At 52.7% G+C, this 17,360-nt stretch carries 15 protein-coding genes; 6 read left to right on the top strand and 9 right to left on the bottom strand.

Annotation, left to right across the window (positions count from 1 at the left end):
• Window positions 1–150 precede the first annotated feature (150 nt).
• Window positions 151–1,986, bottom strand: coding sequence for an ATP-dependent zinc metalloprotease FtsH (gene ftsH / locus X474_RS21560; RefSeq protein ID WP_044352162.1), 1,836 nt, complete (start codon window positions 1,984–1,986; stop codon window positions 151–153).
• A 174-nt stretch (window positions 1,987–2,160) separates the two neighbouring features.
• Here ftsH and X474_RS21555 point away from each other — a divergent pair, with 174 nt between their 5' ends.
• The 3 genes from X474_RS21555 to X474_RS21545 all read left to right on the top strand — a co-directional run bounded on the left by X474_RS21555 (window position 2,161) and on the right by X474_RS21545 (window position 4,847).
• A complete protein-coding gene (locus X474_RS21555; RefSeq protein ID WP_044351929.1) occupies window positions 2,161–2,610 on the top strand; it encodes an Hsp20/alpha crystallin family protein in 450 nt (149 codons plus the stop codon).
• Window positions 2,611–3,218: 608 nt separating this feature from the next.
• Window positions 3,219–3,998: a sulfite exporter TauE/SafE family protein gene (locus tag X474_RS21550; protein WP_044352161.1), complete on the top strand. Its 780-nt coding sequence runs from the start codon at window positions 3,219–3,221 to the stop codon at window positions 3,996–3,998.
• A 330-nt stretch (window positions 3,999–4,328) separates the two neighbouring features.
• Window positions 4,329–4,847 (top strand): hypothetical protein, encoded by a 519-nt coding sequence (locus X474_RS21545; protein ID WP_044351928.1) that lies wholly within the window; start codon window positions 4,329–4,331, stop codon window positions 4,845–4,847.
• 75 nt (window positions 4,848–4,922) lie between these two features.
• On the opposite strand, the gene X474_RS21540 is transcribed toward X474_RS21545, so the two are convergent.
• Together X474_RS21540 and lptF are read right to left on the bottom strand one after the other, a co-directional pair.
• Window positions 4,923–5,357, bottom strand: coding sequence for a thioredoxin family protein (locus X474_RS21540; RefSeq protein WP_044351927.1), 435 nt, complete (start codon window positions 5,355–5,357; stop codon window positions 4,923–4,925).
• Window positions 5,358–5,555: 198 nt separating this feature from the next.
• Window positions 5,556–6,731: an LPS export ABC transporter permease LptF gene (lptF, locus tag X474_RS21535; protein ID WP_082464555.1), complete on the bottom strand. Its 1,176-nt coding sequence runs from the start codon at window positions 6,729–6,731 to the stop codon at window positions 5,556–5,558.
• Window positions 6,732–6,925: 194 nt separating this feature from the next.
• Between lptF and X474_RS21530 the strand changes: the two genes are divergently transcribed.
• A complete protein-coding gene (locus X474_RS21530) occupies window positions 6,926–7,432 on the top strand; it encodes a SprT-like domain-containing protein (protein WP_044351925.1) in 507 nt (168 codons plus the stop codon).
• A gap of 8 nt (window positions 7,433–7,440) precedes the next feature.
• Here the strand turns inward: X474_RS21530 and X474_RS21525 are convergent, their stop codons facing one another.
• The 6 genes from X474_RS21525 to X474_RS21500 all read right to left on the bottom strand — a co-directional run bounded on the left by X474_RS21525 (window position 7,441) and on the right by X474_RS21500 (window position 11,027).
• Window positions 7,441–8,283, bottom strand: a complete 843-nt coding sequence (locus X474_RS21525) for a formylglycine-generating enzyme family protein (RefSeq protein ID WP_052515497.1) — start codon at window positions 8,281–8,283, stop codon at window positions 7,441–7,443.
• A gap of 332 nt (window positions 8,284–8,615) precedes the next feature.
• On the bottom strand, window positions 8,616–8,858 hold the full coding sequence (locus tag X474_RS21520) for an EF-hand domain-containing protein (protein ID WP_044351924.1): 243 nt from the start codon (window positions 8,856–8,858) through the stop codon (window positions 8,616–8,618).
• 107 nt (window positions 8,859–8,965) lie between these two features.
• Window positions 8,966–9,382 carry a YMGG-like glycine zipper-containing protein gene (locus X474_RS21515; protein ID WP_044351923.1) on the bottom strand — a complete coding sequence of 139 codons (417 nt, stop codon included), beginning with the start codon at window positions 9,380–9,382 and terminating at the stop codon, window positions 8,966–8,968.
• A gap of 102 nt (window positions 9,383–9,484) precedes the next feature.
• On the bottom strand, window positions 9,485–9,907 hold the full coding sequence (locus tag X474_RS21510) for a hypothetical protein (protein WP_044351922.1): 423 nt from the start codon (window positions 9,905–9,907) through the stop codon (window positions 9,485–9,487).
• The gene (locus X474_RS21505) at window positions 9,904–10,404 is read right to left on the bottom strand and encodes a hypothetical protein (protein WP_044351920.1); all 501 of its coding nucleotides are present in this window, start codon (window positions 10,402–10,404) and stop codon (window positions 9,904–9,906) included. The genes X474_RS21510 and X474_RS21505 overlap by 4 nt, the downstream gene beginning before the upstream one ends.
• A complete protein-coding gene (locus tag X474_RS21500) occupies window positions 10,404–11,027 on the bottom strand; it encodes an RNA polymerase sigma factor (protein WP_052515496.1) in 624 nt (207 codons plus the stop codon). The genes X474_RS21505 and X474_RS21500 overlap by 1 nt, the downstream gene beginning before the upstream one ends.
• Window positions 11,028–11,313: 286 nt before the next feature.
• Here X474_RS21500 and X474_RS21495 point away from each other — a divergent pair, with 286 nt between their 5' ends.
• Window positions 11,314–12,687, top strand: a complete 1,374-nt coding sequence (locus X474_RS21495) for an MFS transporter (RefSeq protein ID WP_052515495.1) — start codon at window positions 11,314–11,316, stop codon at window positions 12,685–12,687.
• 191 nt (window positions 12,688–12,878) lie between these two features.
• A complete protein-coding gene (locus X474_RS21490; protein ID WP_052515494.1) occupies window positions 12,879–17,348 on the top strand; it encodes a DEAD/DEAH box helicase in 4,470 nt (1,489 codons plus the stop codon).
• Window positions 17,349–17,360 lie beyond the last annotated feature (12 nt).

The raw sequence follows: 17,360 nt of genomic DNA, 5'->3' as shown, positions 1-17,360 counted from the left end.
TCCCTACTGGGTAAAAAAGCGGCAATAGGATTAACCGCTTTGCCAAGGTACGACCTCCTTTCCAGGCAATCCCCCCGAAAGCGATCATAGAAAAACCCCTGCCCGTGCAGGCAGGGGTGACAGGCTTCGGTAATGCCAACTAAGGAGAAATTATACTTCCTTGGCATCCTCCTCAATATTTCGGCCGTCTTTTTCCACCATGGCCATGAACTCAGTGCCTTCCAGCACCTCTTCTTCCAAAAGCCGTTCAGCCACCTTTTCCAAAAGATCCTTATTGGCTGAAAGCAGCTTGACGACCCGGTCCTGCCTTTGTTGCAAAAGGCTCAAAAGCTCCTTATCCAGGGCCGCTGAAGTGCTCTCACTGAATTCCTGCGCCGCGGGAGCGATCCCCCCTGCATCAGAAGGGAAAAACACCGGTTGATTGCGACGGGTGAAAGTGGCCGGCCCCAGAGTCTCGCCCATGCCGTATTCGGAAAGCATTGCCCTGGCCAGATCTGTTGCCCGCTTCAGGTCATTGCCCGCCCCGGTGCTCACCTCGCCAAAGGTGACCTTTTCCGCCACCCTGCCGCCCAACAGTACATCCAACCTTCCCAAAAGCTCGGTTTTGGTCATCAGATAGCGGTCCTCGGTGGGTCTTTGCTCCGTATAGCCCAACGCGGCTATGCCCCTGGGGACTATACTTATCTTGTGAACCTGGTCCGCCTTCGGAGTAAGGGCCGCCACCAGGGCGTGGCCGCTTTCATGGTAGGCCACCACCTTTTTCTCATGGGCGTTTATCACCCGGTTTTTCTTTTCCAACCCGCCTATTATGCGGTCGACAGCGTTCTCCAGGTCGGTCATGGTCACTTCAGTGCGTCCCGCCCGGGCTGCCAGTAAAGCGCCTTCATTAAGGATGTTCTCCAGGTCCGCGCCGGAAAGTCCCGGGGTGCGCTGGGCCAGGACCTTTAAGTCCACGTCCTCAGCCATGGTTATCCTTGCGGCATGGACCTTTAATATGGCTATGCGGCCGTTAAGGTCCGGTTTATCCACCAAGACCTGTCTGTCAAAACGACCCGCGCGCATCAAGGCCGGGTCCAGAATCTCGGGCCGGTTGGTGGCGGCCATTATAATAACCCCCACCCTGGGATCGAATCCATCCATCTCCACCAAGAGCTGTTGCAGCGTCTGCTCGCGCTCGTCGTGGCCGCCCATGGAAGACATGCCCCTGGCTTTGCCCAAGGCGTCCAATTCATCGATAAAAACAATGCAAGGAGCCTTTTCCCTGGCCTGGCTGAAAAGCTCCCTCACCCTGGAGGCCCCCACTCCGACAAAAAGCTCCACAAACTCCGATCCGCTGATGGAAAAAAAGGAGACCCCGGCCTCACCGGCCACAGCCCGGCTTAAAAGGGTCTTGCCCGTACCCGGCGGACCCACCAATAACACGCCTTTGGGCATGCGTCCGCCCAAGGCGGTATATTTCTCCGGCTCCCTCAGGAAATTAACGATCTCTTCCAACTCTTCCTTGGCTTCATCAACCCCGGCCACATCGTCAAAATTCGTAGTTATATCAGTCTCAGCGTGAATCTTGGCCCGGTTGGACCCGAAATTCATCACGCCTTGGCCGGGACTCATGCGTTTCAGCATGAACCACCAAACCACAGCGAAAATCAAAATCGGAACCATCCAGGAAAAAATGACGCGTAGGAAGGTGGATTCAACCTCCCCCCTGAATTTAAGTTTGTGCCCCTCCAACTCCTTGGCCAATTCAGGCGATACCCTTACAGTATCGAATTGGATTTGTTTCCCCTGAGAATCCCGATAAACCCCGCTGATCACCTTTTCACCAATGGCGATCTCCTCTATCTTGTCCTGCCGCAGGAGGTTAAGGAACTCACTGTAGCTGACGTTTTTCGGCCCGATATTACTGTAGATCAGGTTATTCAGTATCAATACGAACCAAATGCCGAAAACCACATACCAGATTGAGAATTTGTGTTTCTTTTCCAAATCAATATCTCCCGTGTCATACCGCGGGCCCGCGGTCAAGGGTCAGATTCCTCTTATTTTAAACAGTAAGACAGATGATCTTTTTGGTCAAGAAGGGGTTGACTCTTTGTCGGAGGTGCTTAACTTTTTGTGTGTAAGGAGATGAACCGTTAATAACAATTATGGAGGTTTCTAATGTTCGAGCTTATCCCTGCCAACAGTTTCCGTAACCTCGGATCTTTGCGCCGGGAAATGGACGGCTTGTGGGACACCCTCATGGGTCCAGGCAGTCTGCCTTTCTCGGGCGTTAAGGAGTCTTTTTCCCCGCTGGTAAACCTTGCGGACAAGGGAGATTGCCTGGAAGTCACGGCTGAGCTTCCCGGGCTTAAGCCCGAAGAGCTTGATATCAGCCTTAACGGCGACGTGCTGACCATTAAAGGCGAGAAAAAAGAAGAACTTGAAGAAGATCACAAGGGCTATCATTTAATTGAAAGGCGCTATGGTGAATTCAGCCGCAGCTTCCGCCTGCCCGATGAAGTAGACCGGGAAAGCCTTAAGGCCACTCACAAAAACGGAATTGTAAAGATCGTTTTACCCAAAAAGGCCAAGGAATCTTCCACTGCCATCGAGATTGAAGTTGAATAGACTTATTAACTCCAAAATCTAAAATTATATTCTTGACGGCCGCCGTCTTTAGCAGACGGCGGCCGTATTTTAATTCACCATCCTCATATAAAACTTGACAATATTATTTCTAAAAAACAACACACCTATATTCAACGGATTACTACTCTCTTGGAAATGCACCCTTAATCAATTTTAAACAGACTGAGATAACCTTTGATCTATTCCTTTACCTGCCAATAGTACGGATACAGACGATAGAGATAGAGCACCCGCAAAATGGGTTAATTTGGTCTAAAAAGCAGACCAAAATAGCCGGGCCATATTATGCCCCGTTCTGACAGCTGATAATAAATATTTATTATTATTAAATAGTTAACTAATAAAGCAACCAAAAATTCAATCATACCATTACCCCTGGAAAAACCTTTATCGAGGTGTATCATAAATGGGCTTTTAAAATCAGAAATCACCCCTTTACCGACACGGATGACTTTTTTGGTTTTTTTTGAGACCGAATTCTTCCGAGTCGCCTTTGACTGCCGCCTTTACGCGCAGAAATCATCGGGAGGAGTATTTTGGATACCGTGGCTTCCGGCGAATTCGCCGGTCTGTGGCAAATTCTTTTAATGTATGGCGCAGCCGGTTGTGTGGCCGGTGTACTGGCTGGACTTTTTGGTGTGGGCGGCGGTGTTATAGTAGTGCCCGCCCTTACCTTTGTTTTCACCATGCAGAACATGAACCAGGAAGTAATCATGCATATGGCCCTGGGCACCTCCCTGGCAGCCATTATCATGACTTCATCCTCCAGTGTACGGGCCCATCACAAAAGAGGCGCGGTTAAATGGCCGCTGGTGGGGCGCATTACACCGGGCATTATAATAGGCGTGCTTTTGGGATCTGTTTTGGCGGCTCATCTCAGCTCGCAATTTTTAAAAATTTTCTTTGCCTGCTATCTTTTGCTGGTGGCTGTTCAGATGTTCCTGAATGCCAAGCCCAAAGCCACCCGCCAACTCCCCGGCACCCTGGGGGTGTTTGGTGTGGGAAACATTATCGGCATAGTCTCCAGTCTGGTCGGTATCGGCGGAGGCACCTTGAGTGTGCCCTTTATGGTCTGGTGTAATGTAAAGGTGCACAAGGCAATCGCCACCTCTGCGGCAATCGGAATGCCCATTGCCATATTCGGGGCCATTGGTTATATCATCAATGGCTGGGGCGACCCCAACCTGCCGCCCTACAGCCTGGGGTATGTACAATGGCCGGCTCTTTTAGGCGTAGCCTGCGTAAGCGTTCTCACAGCTCCCTTGGGGGCCAAGATCGCCTATCTGATGCCGACTGCGGTGCTCAAAAAAGTCTTTGCCATATTTCTTTTGCTCATGGCCGTACGCATGTTCTGGAGCGCCTTTTAACAGTCTTTTGATGCATATTCGCAAACTTGCGTGGGAAGGGCTTGCGAACAGTGTGTGGACGGATTTTTCGGACCCAATGCCGCACGCGCCAAGCCACGCAGACTTGAAAAGTTACAAAAGCCTTGGCAAAATAAATGTTTTGCCAAGGCTCTCTTAAAATGGCTTAATAGATTTTTTAAAACCTATTTATTAATAAGACCTTCTTTTGAACTTACATCTTTGGCGGACAACGCAAGCCGGACAAGCGGATCTTTTTAAAGGAAAAACCGTTCCCCACAAAGAGAATCCCGACCACCCAGATGCAGCGCCCGTTTGAAGACTGGTCGGGAAATGCATACAAAACCAGAGCCGCCTTACTGGACCAGTGAAGAATCCTGGCAGGCAGTCAACCAATCTCTGTTCAAGCTTGTAAACGATCCCGCCCTGAAGGGAATGGAGAATCTGAAGGCCTCGGCCATGGCCATGGCCGAAGAGATGAACAAGCTGGACAAGCTCATGGAAAAACTCTGTCAACGAACCTGCCCCGATTGCCTGGGAGTTTGTTGCCTGGCCAAAAACATCTACTACGACTTCTCAGACCTGCTTTACATACAACTGAGTCAAGATAAGGCTCCCCGCAGACAGACCAGAAAAGGACTGGATGAGCCCTGTTGCTACCTGACGCCCCGGGGATGCTCCATTCCCAGAAACCGGCGTCCCTTTATCTGCAGCTGGTTCATATGCTCAGACCAGGAAGAAATCATAAGCCGCATGCTGTGGGGCAAAGAAAGAGGGCTGATTAAATCCCTGGACAAGTTGTTAGTTATGCACAGAGACCTGGAAAAAGACTTCATCTCCCTGGCCTGCTGAACGGAAACTCGTTTCCTTGACTTTTCGGGTTTTAGAGGCCTGCCGCCCTGCCTTATCCGGCAGAGCGGCAAACTGCTAGAGATTTCCTTTAACCCATTTCACAATAGCGTCCGGATCCATAACCCCGGAATTCCTGGCCAGTTCCTTGCCGCCTTTGAAAAGCACCAAAGTGGGGATGCTTTTAATGCCCAGCTTTCCGGCCAGCGCCTGGGCGGCTTCGGTGCTCACCTTGGCAAACCTGATATCAGGGGCCATTGTCTCGGCCGCCTTATCAAAATTGGGCGACATCTGGCGGCAATGTCCACACCAGGGAGCGTAAAAATCCACCAAAAAAGGCAGGGTCTCTTTGGTCTTGTGCCGCTCAAAACCGCCTTCATCCAATTCAACCGGTTTGGCGTCCAAAATCGGTTCCCCGCAGTTGCCGCATTTAGGCGCGTCGCCCAGCTTTTCACCAGGTACATTGTTTATGCTCTGGCATCCGGGGCATACCACATTTTCACCGTTACCCATAACTGACTCCTCTTATGCAATTGTTTCAGGGGAATCAAAGACTCTTTTACTAATAATAAAGTTCGTACATGGAAATGCCAGGCATGAACCGGAAAAAAACACAAAAAAGGGCTTAAATTAAACCCCACTCAAGCACGCTGCCGAAAATTTTTGCGTTTTCCCCGGATGAAACGCTCCGGGGCCACCAACCGGGCTGGATTATTCTTCCGCATCTTTTGTGTGTTTGGACATGATAAGAGCAGGAAGGTTGCCCAGGGCGTCTAAAATGGGCAAAGGTTTCTCCCTGACTTCAGCCTTGAACATTAAAAAGCCCAAGACCCCAAAGGTGAGATTCGGCATCCACACCCCTATTTTGGGAGGATAGTATCCGGTGTCACCCAGGGACCAAGCCAGGGAAAGCATGAGGTAATAGACTAAAAACACCGCCAAAGCGGCAATCACTCCCCAGGAGCGTCCACCCTGCCAGTGGGTGCCCAGGGGAAGGGCGATCAAGGCCATCACCAGGCAGGAGAATGGATAGGAAAAACGCTGTTGGAACTCCATGTCCAACAAGTTGTGTTGGCGATCGTCATTGACATTTTGGTCCATGGCGGACAAGAGCTCGCCCAGGTACATCTCTTTTCTGTGCTTGCCCTGCCGCTGGGCCTGGCCAATGGATCCGGTTTCCAGCTGTATATCATAGGTTTTAAAGCTGGCGTTTCTGGCCGAACGCAGGGAGCTGTCCACCCCGTGCATGGTGCCCTCATACAGCCTCAGGATGATATGACCGTCTTTGCCCGGAAACAACCTGCCCCTTTTGGCAACCACGGTGTTCACCTTTTCAGGATCCCTTTCATCCACAATGAAGATATCCTGCATAAGCCTTTCACCGGGCAGGCGGTTTACATACATGGTCATTTTGCCGAAGGAATCTAAGAAGACCCTCTCCCTCAAAGCCAGATCCGCCCTGGAATGAGCCACCTCAAAGACCACGTTTTCAAACTGATTGTGCCCCCAGGGCAAAACCCACAGGGAAAGCCCCTGGGTAAGCATCCAGGCCAAAAGGGCCAGGGCGGCCACAGGAGGTAAAAGAGATCGCAGACTCACCCCGGCAGCCCTGAGAGCTATGATCTCGTTATCTGAAGAAAGGCGCAAAAAGCCCAGCAAAACCCCTAAAAGGGTGGCCATGGGCACGGTAAAAACAAAGAAATAGGGCATGGCGTAGAGCAAAAGACGAGCCACCACTCCCATGCCAACCCCCCTGGTGACCACCATGTCGGTCAATTCCACTATTTTGGCCAGGAGCAGGATAAAAGTGGCCACGGCCATGCTTAAAAAGAATGGCGTGATCATTTCCTTAAACAGGTAGCGGTGTATGAGTAGCGGCTTTTGCATGCATCGGAGTTTAAAGGCTTGAGGGTCTTTTGTAAAGCAGCACCGACACCCCGGCTCCTATAAAAAACACCCTAGCTCGGCATTTATGGTTCCATTGAACTTTTCGGCCGATCAAACCCGGTTTGGATACTTTAAAAGCAACTTATAACCGGGACTGGCCCCAGTCGGCTTAAACTGCTAAGCTGCTTCTCACCATGACTCAAAAACAAGCCGAAAACCTCCTGACCCAAGAGCTGAACAGGCTTTGCGGCGAACTTGGCGTAAACCCCATCCCCAAGTTGATCTTTAGCCGACGCTTGAAGACCACTGCGGGTTGCCTGCGCATTCAGCACAAAAAAGGGCTGACCACCGCGCTCACCATAGAACTCAACCCAGCCTATCTGGAAGAATTCGGCTACAGCCGGATTTACCGCACCTTTTTGCACGAAGTGGCACACGCAGTGTGTTGGGTTCGCTACAAGGACCACGGGCACTCCAAACTTTTTCAAAAAACCTGTTTGGATCTCGGCGGATCTTTATCCCCTTCCCAGGGAGGGCGGGAGGAATCCTGGTTAAGCGAACCTTGGCGCTGGCAATATAATTGCCCGGTCTGCGGCATGAGTTTTAAACGGAAGAGGAGATTCAGCCTGCCAAAAAGACGGCGCTACAAATGCAGAAACTGCGGCGCCAGGCTGGACACATGGCGGGAAACCAGGCTTTAGGACCGGCTTTAAGGCGTCTCCCTGATAACCCTGAAGCCCAGGGTTGAATACATGGAATCAGGATTGGCAAAATTCCGGTTGGTGGATCTTAAACGGGCAACGCCTCGATACCAGCTGCCGCCCCTTCTCACCCTGTTCACCCCGTCGGCCGGGCCGGTGGGGTCGGTAACCGCCTTTTCCGGATATGGCCCAAACCAGTCCCGACACCATTCCCACAGGTTGCCGTGCATGTCGTAAAGCCCCCAGGCATTGGGCGGATAGCTTTTCACAGGGGCCGGTCCGGACACGGGCAGGCCTTTTTTTCTTATATAGGCCAGGCAGCAGGCATTTTTAATGGGATTATTTCCGTACATCGCCTGGGAACAGGTTAAGCTGTTCCCCCAAAAATAAGCCGTATCAGACCCGGCCCGGCAGGCATATTCCCATTGAGCCTCAGTGGGCAGATTGTAAACGCCCTCCCCCAACTGATTCAACTTGGCCACAAAACGCATGGCATCATGCCAGGAAACCTTGGAAACCGGTATATCGGGCCCGCCTTTCCGGCGGATCAAAAACCTCTTGCCCATCAAAGCCCGCCATTGGCCAAGGGTTACTTCCGTGGTCTGCATATAAAAAGGTTGGGAAAAGGTTACCTGGTGCGGCGTCTCATTGGGTCTGGCCCAGGATGCGTCTGCCGGAGAGCCCATGGTAAATTTTCCGGCCGGTATCAGGGCAAACTCCATGCCCAGGGAATTTTTATACTTCGCAGGTAAAGAAGACTCTGCCCGAAGGCTTTCCCCAAAGCCCAGGCAAAGGCCTAAGGCCAGTGCGGCAACCGCTAACAGATTCCAGGAAAGCCTCTTTCCCTTCATGGCAAAAACTCCCCGCGCTGGGTCTTAAGTCATTTCTGAACTTTGTTCAGGGACATTGTAAATAATCGTGACACGCCTTATGCGGCCTGACAAGTTAAAGCGGCGTTTATTCAAATTAATAGGACCGAATTTTTCCAACAAGCGGTTTAGCACCCGACAGGCGGCCCTATACATCATCTAAAAAATAAAAATCCCCCGCCGGTTAACCTGTCCGGGGAGCAGCATTTCCCCGGACAAGTAATCTCAAAACCGGTTTTGTATCAATAAGAGAAAAGCAGCGGACTCGTTAGACTGTGTTCCTTGGCCTTCCCCCGCATCTCTTGCGGGCCGGGCTATAAAGCGGCTTCCATTTCCTTTTTGGTGATCACTCCGTCTTTGTTGCGGTCATACCAGTCGAACTCTTCCAGGCATTTTTTCTTGCCGTGGGTGCATTTGGCCAGAAATTCCTCTTTGGTAATCTTGCCGTCCCCGTTTGTGTCATATTCTTCAAAAGTGATCGCAGCCAGGGCGCTGCCCGCGAAAAGGGCAATACCCGTCACCAGGGTCAGAGCCGCCAGTTTTTTTCTCATGTTCATTTATCCTCTCCCATTCAGGCAGGCGAATTTCCATAGTTCAATCCCGGCCCTTGCCTTGTTTGGGCCTAAATTTTCACCTCTGGAAAAGCTTCTTCCACCGTACTCCTTTAGTCGCAGACCTCACGCTGGGTCTCCCTTACCAACTGCCCGTGCTCATAAAACTTTTCCTTAACGATATGGCAGTTTCCCCGACGACCGATATTGTCGGCCACCACTCGTCTGGTTCCGGGTGCGTTGGTGTAGACCACAGGCTGCTGGCTGTAAGCCGCCTGCCTGGCCGCACGATTGCTGATCTCGCCAACGGCCCCGCCCAACAAGGCCCCCAGACCGGCTCCGATCACCCCGCCACGCCAGGAGTTGTCGTCATCCAGAAGCGCTCCAGCCACCGCGCCAACACCGGCTCCCACAGCTCCGGATTCATAGGCGGTTCTGGAAGGCGCCTGCACACTGGCGCAACCCGTAACCGCCAGGGCCATGGCTGCCAACAGGGCTAAGACTATGAAATTAACTCCGCTTTTTCTCATTTTGCCTCTCCTTGATCATCATTTGCGATGAAATTTTGTCCTTTTTATTATTTTGTTTTGCAGACCACCGGTCACCCCCCCTCGCCCGGTTGCCTTTGGGAATCACCTGAGCCTGCGATCCCGGTAAAGCGTCTTAAGGCGCTGATAACGGACGTTTCCCAAAAGTTTCCTAACCTGCAATAAAAAATGATACCTGTCCTGATCAATGGAAGCCCTTATACGGGCCGCTTTTTGAGTCAGGACCTTGACCTTGTGCTCATTGACCACGCTTTGGTTCATAAGAGCGTCTATTTCCATGCGGATGGCCTTTATACGCCCCCGCTTGTTTATTTCTTTTTGTCTCAAATCCAAATGAATGCGGTCCAAACGGGCCTGTTCCCCTCCGGTAAGGTGAAGAGCCTTGATTATCTGAGGAGAATGCCACCATTTCTGCCAGGAACCGGCGTGTCTGCCCGCCCCGGCCTGGTTCAGGCAGCAAAGCAGCCCGCAAAGAACCAACACCACGGTTAATGCCGTTTTTTTCATGTAAGGCTCTCCTCTTCAGCACCAAAGGGGGCCACAAACTCCCACCATCGTTCATCCAGGGCCACTTCATCCTCGCCCAGAACAAACTCTTCAAAGGGAGTGAACCCTTCTCTTTGGTCCTCAAGCTCCAAGAAAAACACCGTTTGTCGTCCGCCAAAGGCCGAGTCAGGCAAAAGCTCCAGGGGCCTTTGAGTTCTGTAAGTCGGCCCCGCCCAAATGAAAGCCAAAACCAGGGCAAACGCGGTAAGGGAACCGGCCGTAGACCAAGCCAGCCAAAATCTTCTCCGGCTACTCTTTTCAGGTATCACACAAGGAGGTGCGGAAGGAAGCATCTTCTTGGCGGTGCTTCCCAAATCACCCAACTCTCCCTTTAATCGGGCGCAGGCCTTTTGACACTCAGGGCAAGAGTCGAGATGCCTTTTTCCCGCAGAGGAGAGGTCAAGGGGATCAATGGCTGCGATCACGATCTGATCTTCAGTGAGATGCCTGGTTGTCATCACAACACCTCCCTTGAGATGCTTCTCAGCCGGGGATTCTTCCTGAACTTGGCCACCGCCCGGTAAAGATGAGTCTTTATGGTGCTGGGCTTTTTTCCCACCACCTGAGCTATCTCTTCCAGGGTGAGCTGATCCAGAAACTTGAGCAGGAAAACCTCCCGCTCCGCCCCGGGCAAACCAGCGGTAAACTCCTTGACCTTTTCCCAAAACTCCCTTTTCATCGCCTGATCCAGGCCGGATTCAAAGGCCCGGCCTCCCAGGGTATCCAGATCCGGCCCGGCCCCGGCCTCAAGCCCCAAAATGGAAAGCAGCTTTTTCTTGCGCTGAAAATCCCGCACCAGGTTCAAGGCAATACTGAACAGCCAGGGCCTGAACTTCAAAGGGTCCTTTAAACCGCTTATCCTGGTCTGGGCCTTGAGAAAAACCTCCTGGGTTATGTCTTCGGCGTCCATCGCATTCATGGTGCGGTAATAAACCATTCCAAAAACCTTTTCCCAATAAAGGGCAGTCAGGCGACTGAACGCCCTTATATCCCCTTCTCTGGCCAAACGGGCTGTTCGGGAAACTTCCTCGCCGTAAAAAGTCGAGCTCCCATCGGCCCGTTCTTTTTCAGGTTGACTCATGCTCTTTTGCTTCACCCCTGCGGGCCTGATGGCGGACTCCTCAAATCCTAAGACGCTTGCAGTCGTCTTTTAGTCTACAACTTTCTTAAAAAATCTTGTTTTTTTTCAATCCGGTTCAAAGGCCGCCTTTCTTTGCTATACTTCCTTACATAAAATTCATTTCAGAAACCAATGCCCGCAAGTTTGCCAAAGGCCGGCCTTTGGGGAAAAGAATACTCGAGCGGGCTTTTTAATTCTAAAAACAGCTCGACAAAAACCGGCCACCACCCAAAGCAAGGAAATCCTGTTGGCGGAAAAGAACCTCAAAAAAACGGTGCTTGCGGTCACCACCTTCACTTCTTTTCTCACACCTTTCATGATCTCGGCGGTCAACATCACCCTGCCTCAAGTCCAGGCGGATTTTCAGACCAACGCCATTATGCTGAGCTGGATAGCCAACTCCTATTTTCTGTCCACAGCCGCCTTTCTTTTGCCCATAGGCAAGCTGGCCGACATCTACGGCCGTAAAAAAACCTATGTCTCAGGTATTCTTGTTTTCAGCCTGGCTTCTTTGCTGGCCGCCTTTTCTCCCAACATAGAGACCCTGATAGCACTGCGGGCCTTACAGGGACTGGGAGGGGCCATGATCACCACCACGGGCATGGCCATCATAACCAGTGTTTTCCCCCCCACTGAACGGGGCCGGGCCATGGGTATTTTGGTGGCCGGAGTTTACTTGGGCATATCCCTGGGCCCTTACACCGGCGGCCTTATCACCGACCTTTTGGGCTGGCGGGCGGTCTACGCCATATTCGGGGTTCTATGCCTGTGGGCTTTTTACAGATCCCTTACCAGGCTTAATCAGGAATGGGCCGATGCCAGGGGAGAAAAACTGGACTGGACCGGCAGTTTTCTCTACACGCCTTTTCTGGTGGCGCTTATCTTCGGAATATCTAATATATCAAGTAGTTATGGACCATGGCTGATTTTGGTCGGCCTCCTTGGCCTGACAGCCTTTGTCTGGTGGGAATTAAGAATCGAAAACCCGGTTTTTGAGGTGAGGCTGTTTTACGAAAACCGGGTCTTTGCCTTTTCCAATCTGGCGGCACTGATCAATTACGCCGCAACTGTGGGAGTGGCCTTTTTCCTTGGTCAATATCTGCAATTTGTCAGGGGCATGTCCCCTCATGAGGCGGGACTTGTCCTGCTGGTGCAGCCTGCCATGCAGGCCCTTTTCTCGCCTTTGGCCGGAAAACTTTCCGACCGCATCGAACCGCGCATAATCGCCTCGGCCGGTATGGCCATGAACACCCTGGGCCTGGGTTTCATGATAATGGTGGGACTTGAGACTCACACCGGCCTTATCATCGCCAACCTGGCCTTCCTCGGGCTGGGTTTTGCCTTTTTCTCCTCGCCCAACACCAATGCGATTATGAGTTCGGTTGAAAAAAAACACCTTGGCGTGGCCTCCGGCGCAGTGGCCACCATGCGCACTGTGGGCATGGTTTTTTCCCTTACCGCCGCCTCCCTTGTGTTTTCCCTTTATCTGGGGGCAAACCCCATAGGGCCTGACAACCTGCATCTGTTTGTAAAAAGCCAGTCCGCAAGCTTTACCTTTTTCACTCTCCTGGCAGGCTTTGGCACCATGTGCTCCATGATAAGAGGCAAGCTGCGGGACTAGAAACGGGTTCACCGATCCCTTGTGTTTCCGCCCATCGTCGGAAGCCATAATCCAGAGACCAATCCGGGAGCGGCTCCGGACCATGGCTGAAGCCGTTGTTAATTAGCTGAAAACCACACCCATTTAGTTTGTTAAATCAATTTCAGTTGGGTTAAAGTGAAAGGGCCTTTCCATAACAGAAAGCGGTCGTTATGCACCAGTTGGACCCCATATTGGATCTGTTCCACCCCGTAATCGCCCAATGGTTTGTCGGCCGGTTGGGTGAGCCCACTGATATACAAAGGCAGGCCTGGCCCAAAATCGCCCAAGGCGGCCATGTACTGATAACCGCGCCCACGGGCAGCGGCAAAACCCTGGCTTCATTTCTCTGGTCCATTAACCAGCTTGTAAGCCGCTCCTGGCCCCTGGGAAAGACCAGTGTTCTTTATGTCTCTCCTCTAAAAGCCCTTAACAACGACATAGAAAAAAACCTCCTGCTTCCCCTGGCCCAAATAAAAAAGCTTTTAAAAGACCAGGGCCGTGAAATGCCCCGCATACAGGTCATGACCAGAAGCGGAGACACTCCCCAAAATCAGCGCAGACGCATGCTGAGAGACCCGCCCGAGATACTTATCACCACCCCGGAGAGCCTGAACCTTCTTTTAAGCTCCCGGGGCGGGAGGTCTATCCTGGGCAGCCTCAAAACCGTAATTCTTGATGAAATCCATGCCCTGATGGGCAGTAAGAGGGACGCATTTTTGAGCACCGCCGTGGAAAGGCTGGTCCCCTTAAGCGGCGAGTTCCAGCGCATTGCCCTTTCCGCCACCATACGCCCCCTGGCCAAGGCAGCGGATTTTGTGGGCGGCTTTGCCCTGGAATATTCAAATGACGCCCCGCTTTTTCATGCCCGCCAAGTCTCTTTGGTGCAATCAAGCCTCCCCAAAAAACTTGAAATCAAGGTGTGTTTGCCTGAAGAAGCCCTGTCTCTTCCGCCGGGAGAATCTGTCTGGCCCGCCCTGATCAGTGACTTTAAGAAAATCATCGCAAAAAACAAATCTTCATTGTTTTTCGTAAACAGCAGAAGGCTTGCGGAAAAAATCACCCACCTGATTAACCGTGACGAACAAACGCCCCTGGCCTATGCCCACCACGGCTCTCTTTCCAAGGAACTGCGCCTGGAAGTTGAGTCAAAACTGAAAAAAGGCGGGCTAAAGGCAATTGTGGCCACCAGCTCCCTGGAACTGGGTATAGACATAGGAGAGCTTGAGCAGGTGGTTCTGGTGCAGACACCGCCTTCGGTGTCTTCCGCCCTGCAACGCATAGGCCGGGCCGGGCACCAGGTGGGAGCGGCCAGCAAAGGCGCGCTTTTCCCCACTCATGCCCGTGACATCCTGGAAGCTGCGGTCCTGGCTCCTGCGGTGGAGAGCGGGCTGATTGAAAAAAGGCCGCCGGTGGGCCCCTGCCTGGATGTCCTGGCCCAGGTTCTGGTCTCCATGACCGCCATGGAGACCTGGGACCTGGACCGGCTCTATGACCAGATCCGCACCAGCGTCTGTTACCGCACCTTAAAACAAAAGGAATTCGACCTGGTGCTGGAGATGCTGGCCGGTCGTTTTGCTCAAACAAAAATACCGGAACTAAGGCCCAAAATAATGGTGGACCGGCTGGAAAACCGGGTAAAGGCGCGCAAAGGAGCTTATCTGGATATCTACTCCTCAGGCGGGGTGATCCCGGACAGGGGGTCTTACAATCTGCGCCACCAAGAAAGCAACAACCGCATAGGCCAATTGGACGAGGAATTTGTCTGGGAGGCGAAAAAAGGCCAGGTGTTCACCCTGGGGGCCCAGAATTGGCGGGTTGAAAAAATAACCCCCAACGATGTGTTTGTTTCCCCGGCCAAGCCGGACGCCATGGCTCCTCCCTTTTGGCAGGCCGAGGGATTCAACCGGGACTTTCATTTTTCCAAGGCCCTGGGCAGATTCATGGAACAGGCAGATCAAAACCTTGATCAGCCCTGGTTCAAGACCCATCTGTCCAACATCTGCGGGCTTGAGCCCCCTGCCGTGGAAAAGCTCTGTGATTTCCTTGACAGGCAAAAACAGGCCACCGGCGAAAACCTGCCCCATGCAAATCACCTTCTCATGGAGCAGACCAGCGCCGGACCGGGGGGGGCGCCGGGCAACCAGCTGTTTTTACACACCCTGTGGGGGGGTAAGCTTAACCGCCCCTTTGCCCTTGCCCTGGAAGCGGCCTGGCAGATGCGCTTTCAAAAGCCCGTGGAAATTTTCGCGGGAAACGACTCCATAGCCCTGGTATTGCCGGATCAGGTGGAGGCGGATGAACTTTTGGGCATGGTCACAAAGGAAAGGCTTGGTGACCTGTTAAGGCACAGGCTGGAGAACTCCGGCTTTTTCGGGGCCAGATTCAGGGAAGCCGCGGGCCGGGCCCTGCTTTTACCCAGAAAAGGTTTTAACCAGCGCATGCCGCTTTGGCTAAACCGGCTTCGCTCTCAAAAACTTTTGGAGGCCATCAAGAGGCTAAAGGATTTTCCCATTCTGCTGGAAGCCTGGCGCTCCTGCCTTAACGAAGAATTTGACCTGCCTGCCTTGAAAGAGGTGCTGGAAAAGATCCAAACCGGTGAAATCAGGGTCAGCCTGGTCAAGACAGACCATCCCAGCCCACTGGCCATGGATATGGCCTTTCGCCAGATCAACCAATACATGTACCAGGGCGATGAGCCAAAAACCTCCCGAGCCTCCGATCTTGATATGGACCTTTTACAGGAGGTTTTATTTGAGCCTGATCTGCGCCCCGAACTGCCAGAGGCACTGTGTCGCGAGTTTGAAGAAAAGCGTCAGCGCCTGTTTCCGGAATACACCCCTGATTCCGCCTGGGAACTGGTGGAATGGGTCAAGGAACGGCTGTTGATTCCCCTCTCCCAATGGCGCGCCTTGAAACGAAGCATGGAAAGAGACCATGGCCGGGAAGCTGAACAAGCCCTGACCCAAGCCGCGCCCAAACTGGCCTTGCTCGCGCCTCTTCAGGCGGCCGAGCCCCTGGTGGCGGCCAGGGAAACCGTTTTTGCCCTGAAAAACGCCCTTTATCCGGCAGACCCCCATATCAGACTGACAAGCCTTGCCTCCGACCAAGCGGAATTAACCGAAAAAGACTCGATTGACCTTGAGCTTCCGGATGAACCGGCGCTGGCTTTTATGGGTCAATGGCTGAGCTTCTTTGCCCCCCTTGGTTTTAAACAGATCCAAAAGGCCCTGGGAATTTCCCCTGATCGTTTAAGCGATCTGTTGGGCGAGATGGTCTCGTCCAGGCAACTGATCACAGGGCAGTTGAGGGAGGATTCCAGCGAAAAGCTGTTTGTGGACAAAAACAACCTGGAATCCCTGTTGCGCCTGATGAGGGCTCGTTCCCGCCCGGGTTTCCAGACCCTGCCCGCAGAAGAGCTGGCGCTTTTTATCGCCGAATGGCAGGGACTCACCAGACAGCCAAAAGACAAAGAAAACTTTTATAACAGACTGGAACAACTCCTTTGCCTTCCCCTGGAGGCTGAGCAATGGGAAAGCGAATTCCTGCCTGCCAGAGCCCTGAACTACCAGACCGGATGGCTGGATGAAGCGGCCACCCGTCACCAGCTTATCTGGGTTGGCCAGGGTAAGGGGCAAGTGGCCTTTTGTTTTGCGGAAGACCTGGATCTTTTCACAGACCAGGAAAACGAAGGCCGACAGGACGAGGTTGAGATAACGCAACTTTTCACCGACCCCAATGGCCGCTACAGCCTGGACGCCCTTTTACAGGCGGCGGGCTTAAGCAGCTCCGAGCTGGTCTCCCGGCTTTGGCAGGGAGTCTGGCAGGGAATTTTAACCAACGACTCCTTTGCCGCCCTGCGTAAAGGGGTGCAGACCGGCTTCAAAGCGCCGGATGCTGCAACCAGTGGAAAATATCGCAACACAACAAGACCCGGGCGGCGCGGTTTTGCCAGGTGGCAAGGATCCCTGCCCCTGGTGGGAAACTGGCGCCTTCTGCCGCCCCCTGACTTTCCGCAAGGGCAATTGGAAAAGACAGAGCTCTTAAAAGACCGGGCCCGTTTGCTTCTGGCCCGTTATGGCCTGATCTGCAGGGAGCTGCTGGCCAGGGAGGCCCCGGCCCTTGGCTGGGGCAATATCTTCAGGGCGTTGCGTTTTATGGAACTCTCCGGCGAGGTGCTCTCGGGTATGTTCTTCCATGGCCTTTCGGGGATCCAGTTCATCACCCCCCGTGCCTTTGGCAAACTCAGCCAAGGGCTTGATCAAGAGGCTGTTTTCTGGCTTAACGCCAAGGATCCGGCTTCTGTCTGCGGATTGGGGTTAAAGGGATTCAAGGGCCTTTTACCTAAGAGGCAGGCAGGCAACCATATGACCTTTCACGGCTCGGAACCGGTTTTCATCTCCGCTTCAAGGGGGCGTGAGCTGACCTTTTTTAAACCTGCCCAAGATCCGGCCAATCCGCTTTATCTGGGGCCTTTGGAGAACATGCTGGGCCGGTCTTTCAACCCCCAAAGCAGGATTTTGGTCAAAACCATCAACCAAAAACCCGCTGCCCAAAGCCCCTATCTAAACGACCTGGCCCAAATTTTCGAGGTGGTGGCCGATTACAAGGATGTGGTGCTCTATAAAAAACGCCTTAATTGACAAAAAGGCCGC

The organism is Dethiosulfatarculus sandiegensis (genome assembly GCF_000931935.2).
Classification (GTDB): Bacteria; Desulfobacterota; Desulfarculia; order Desulfarculales; family Desulfarculaceae; genus Dethiosulfatarculus; species Dethiosulfatarculus sandiegensis.
This window is presented reverse-complemented; position numbering and strand designations above follow the sequence as displayed.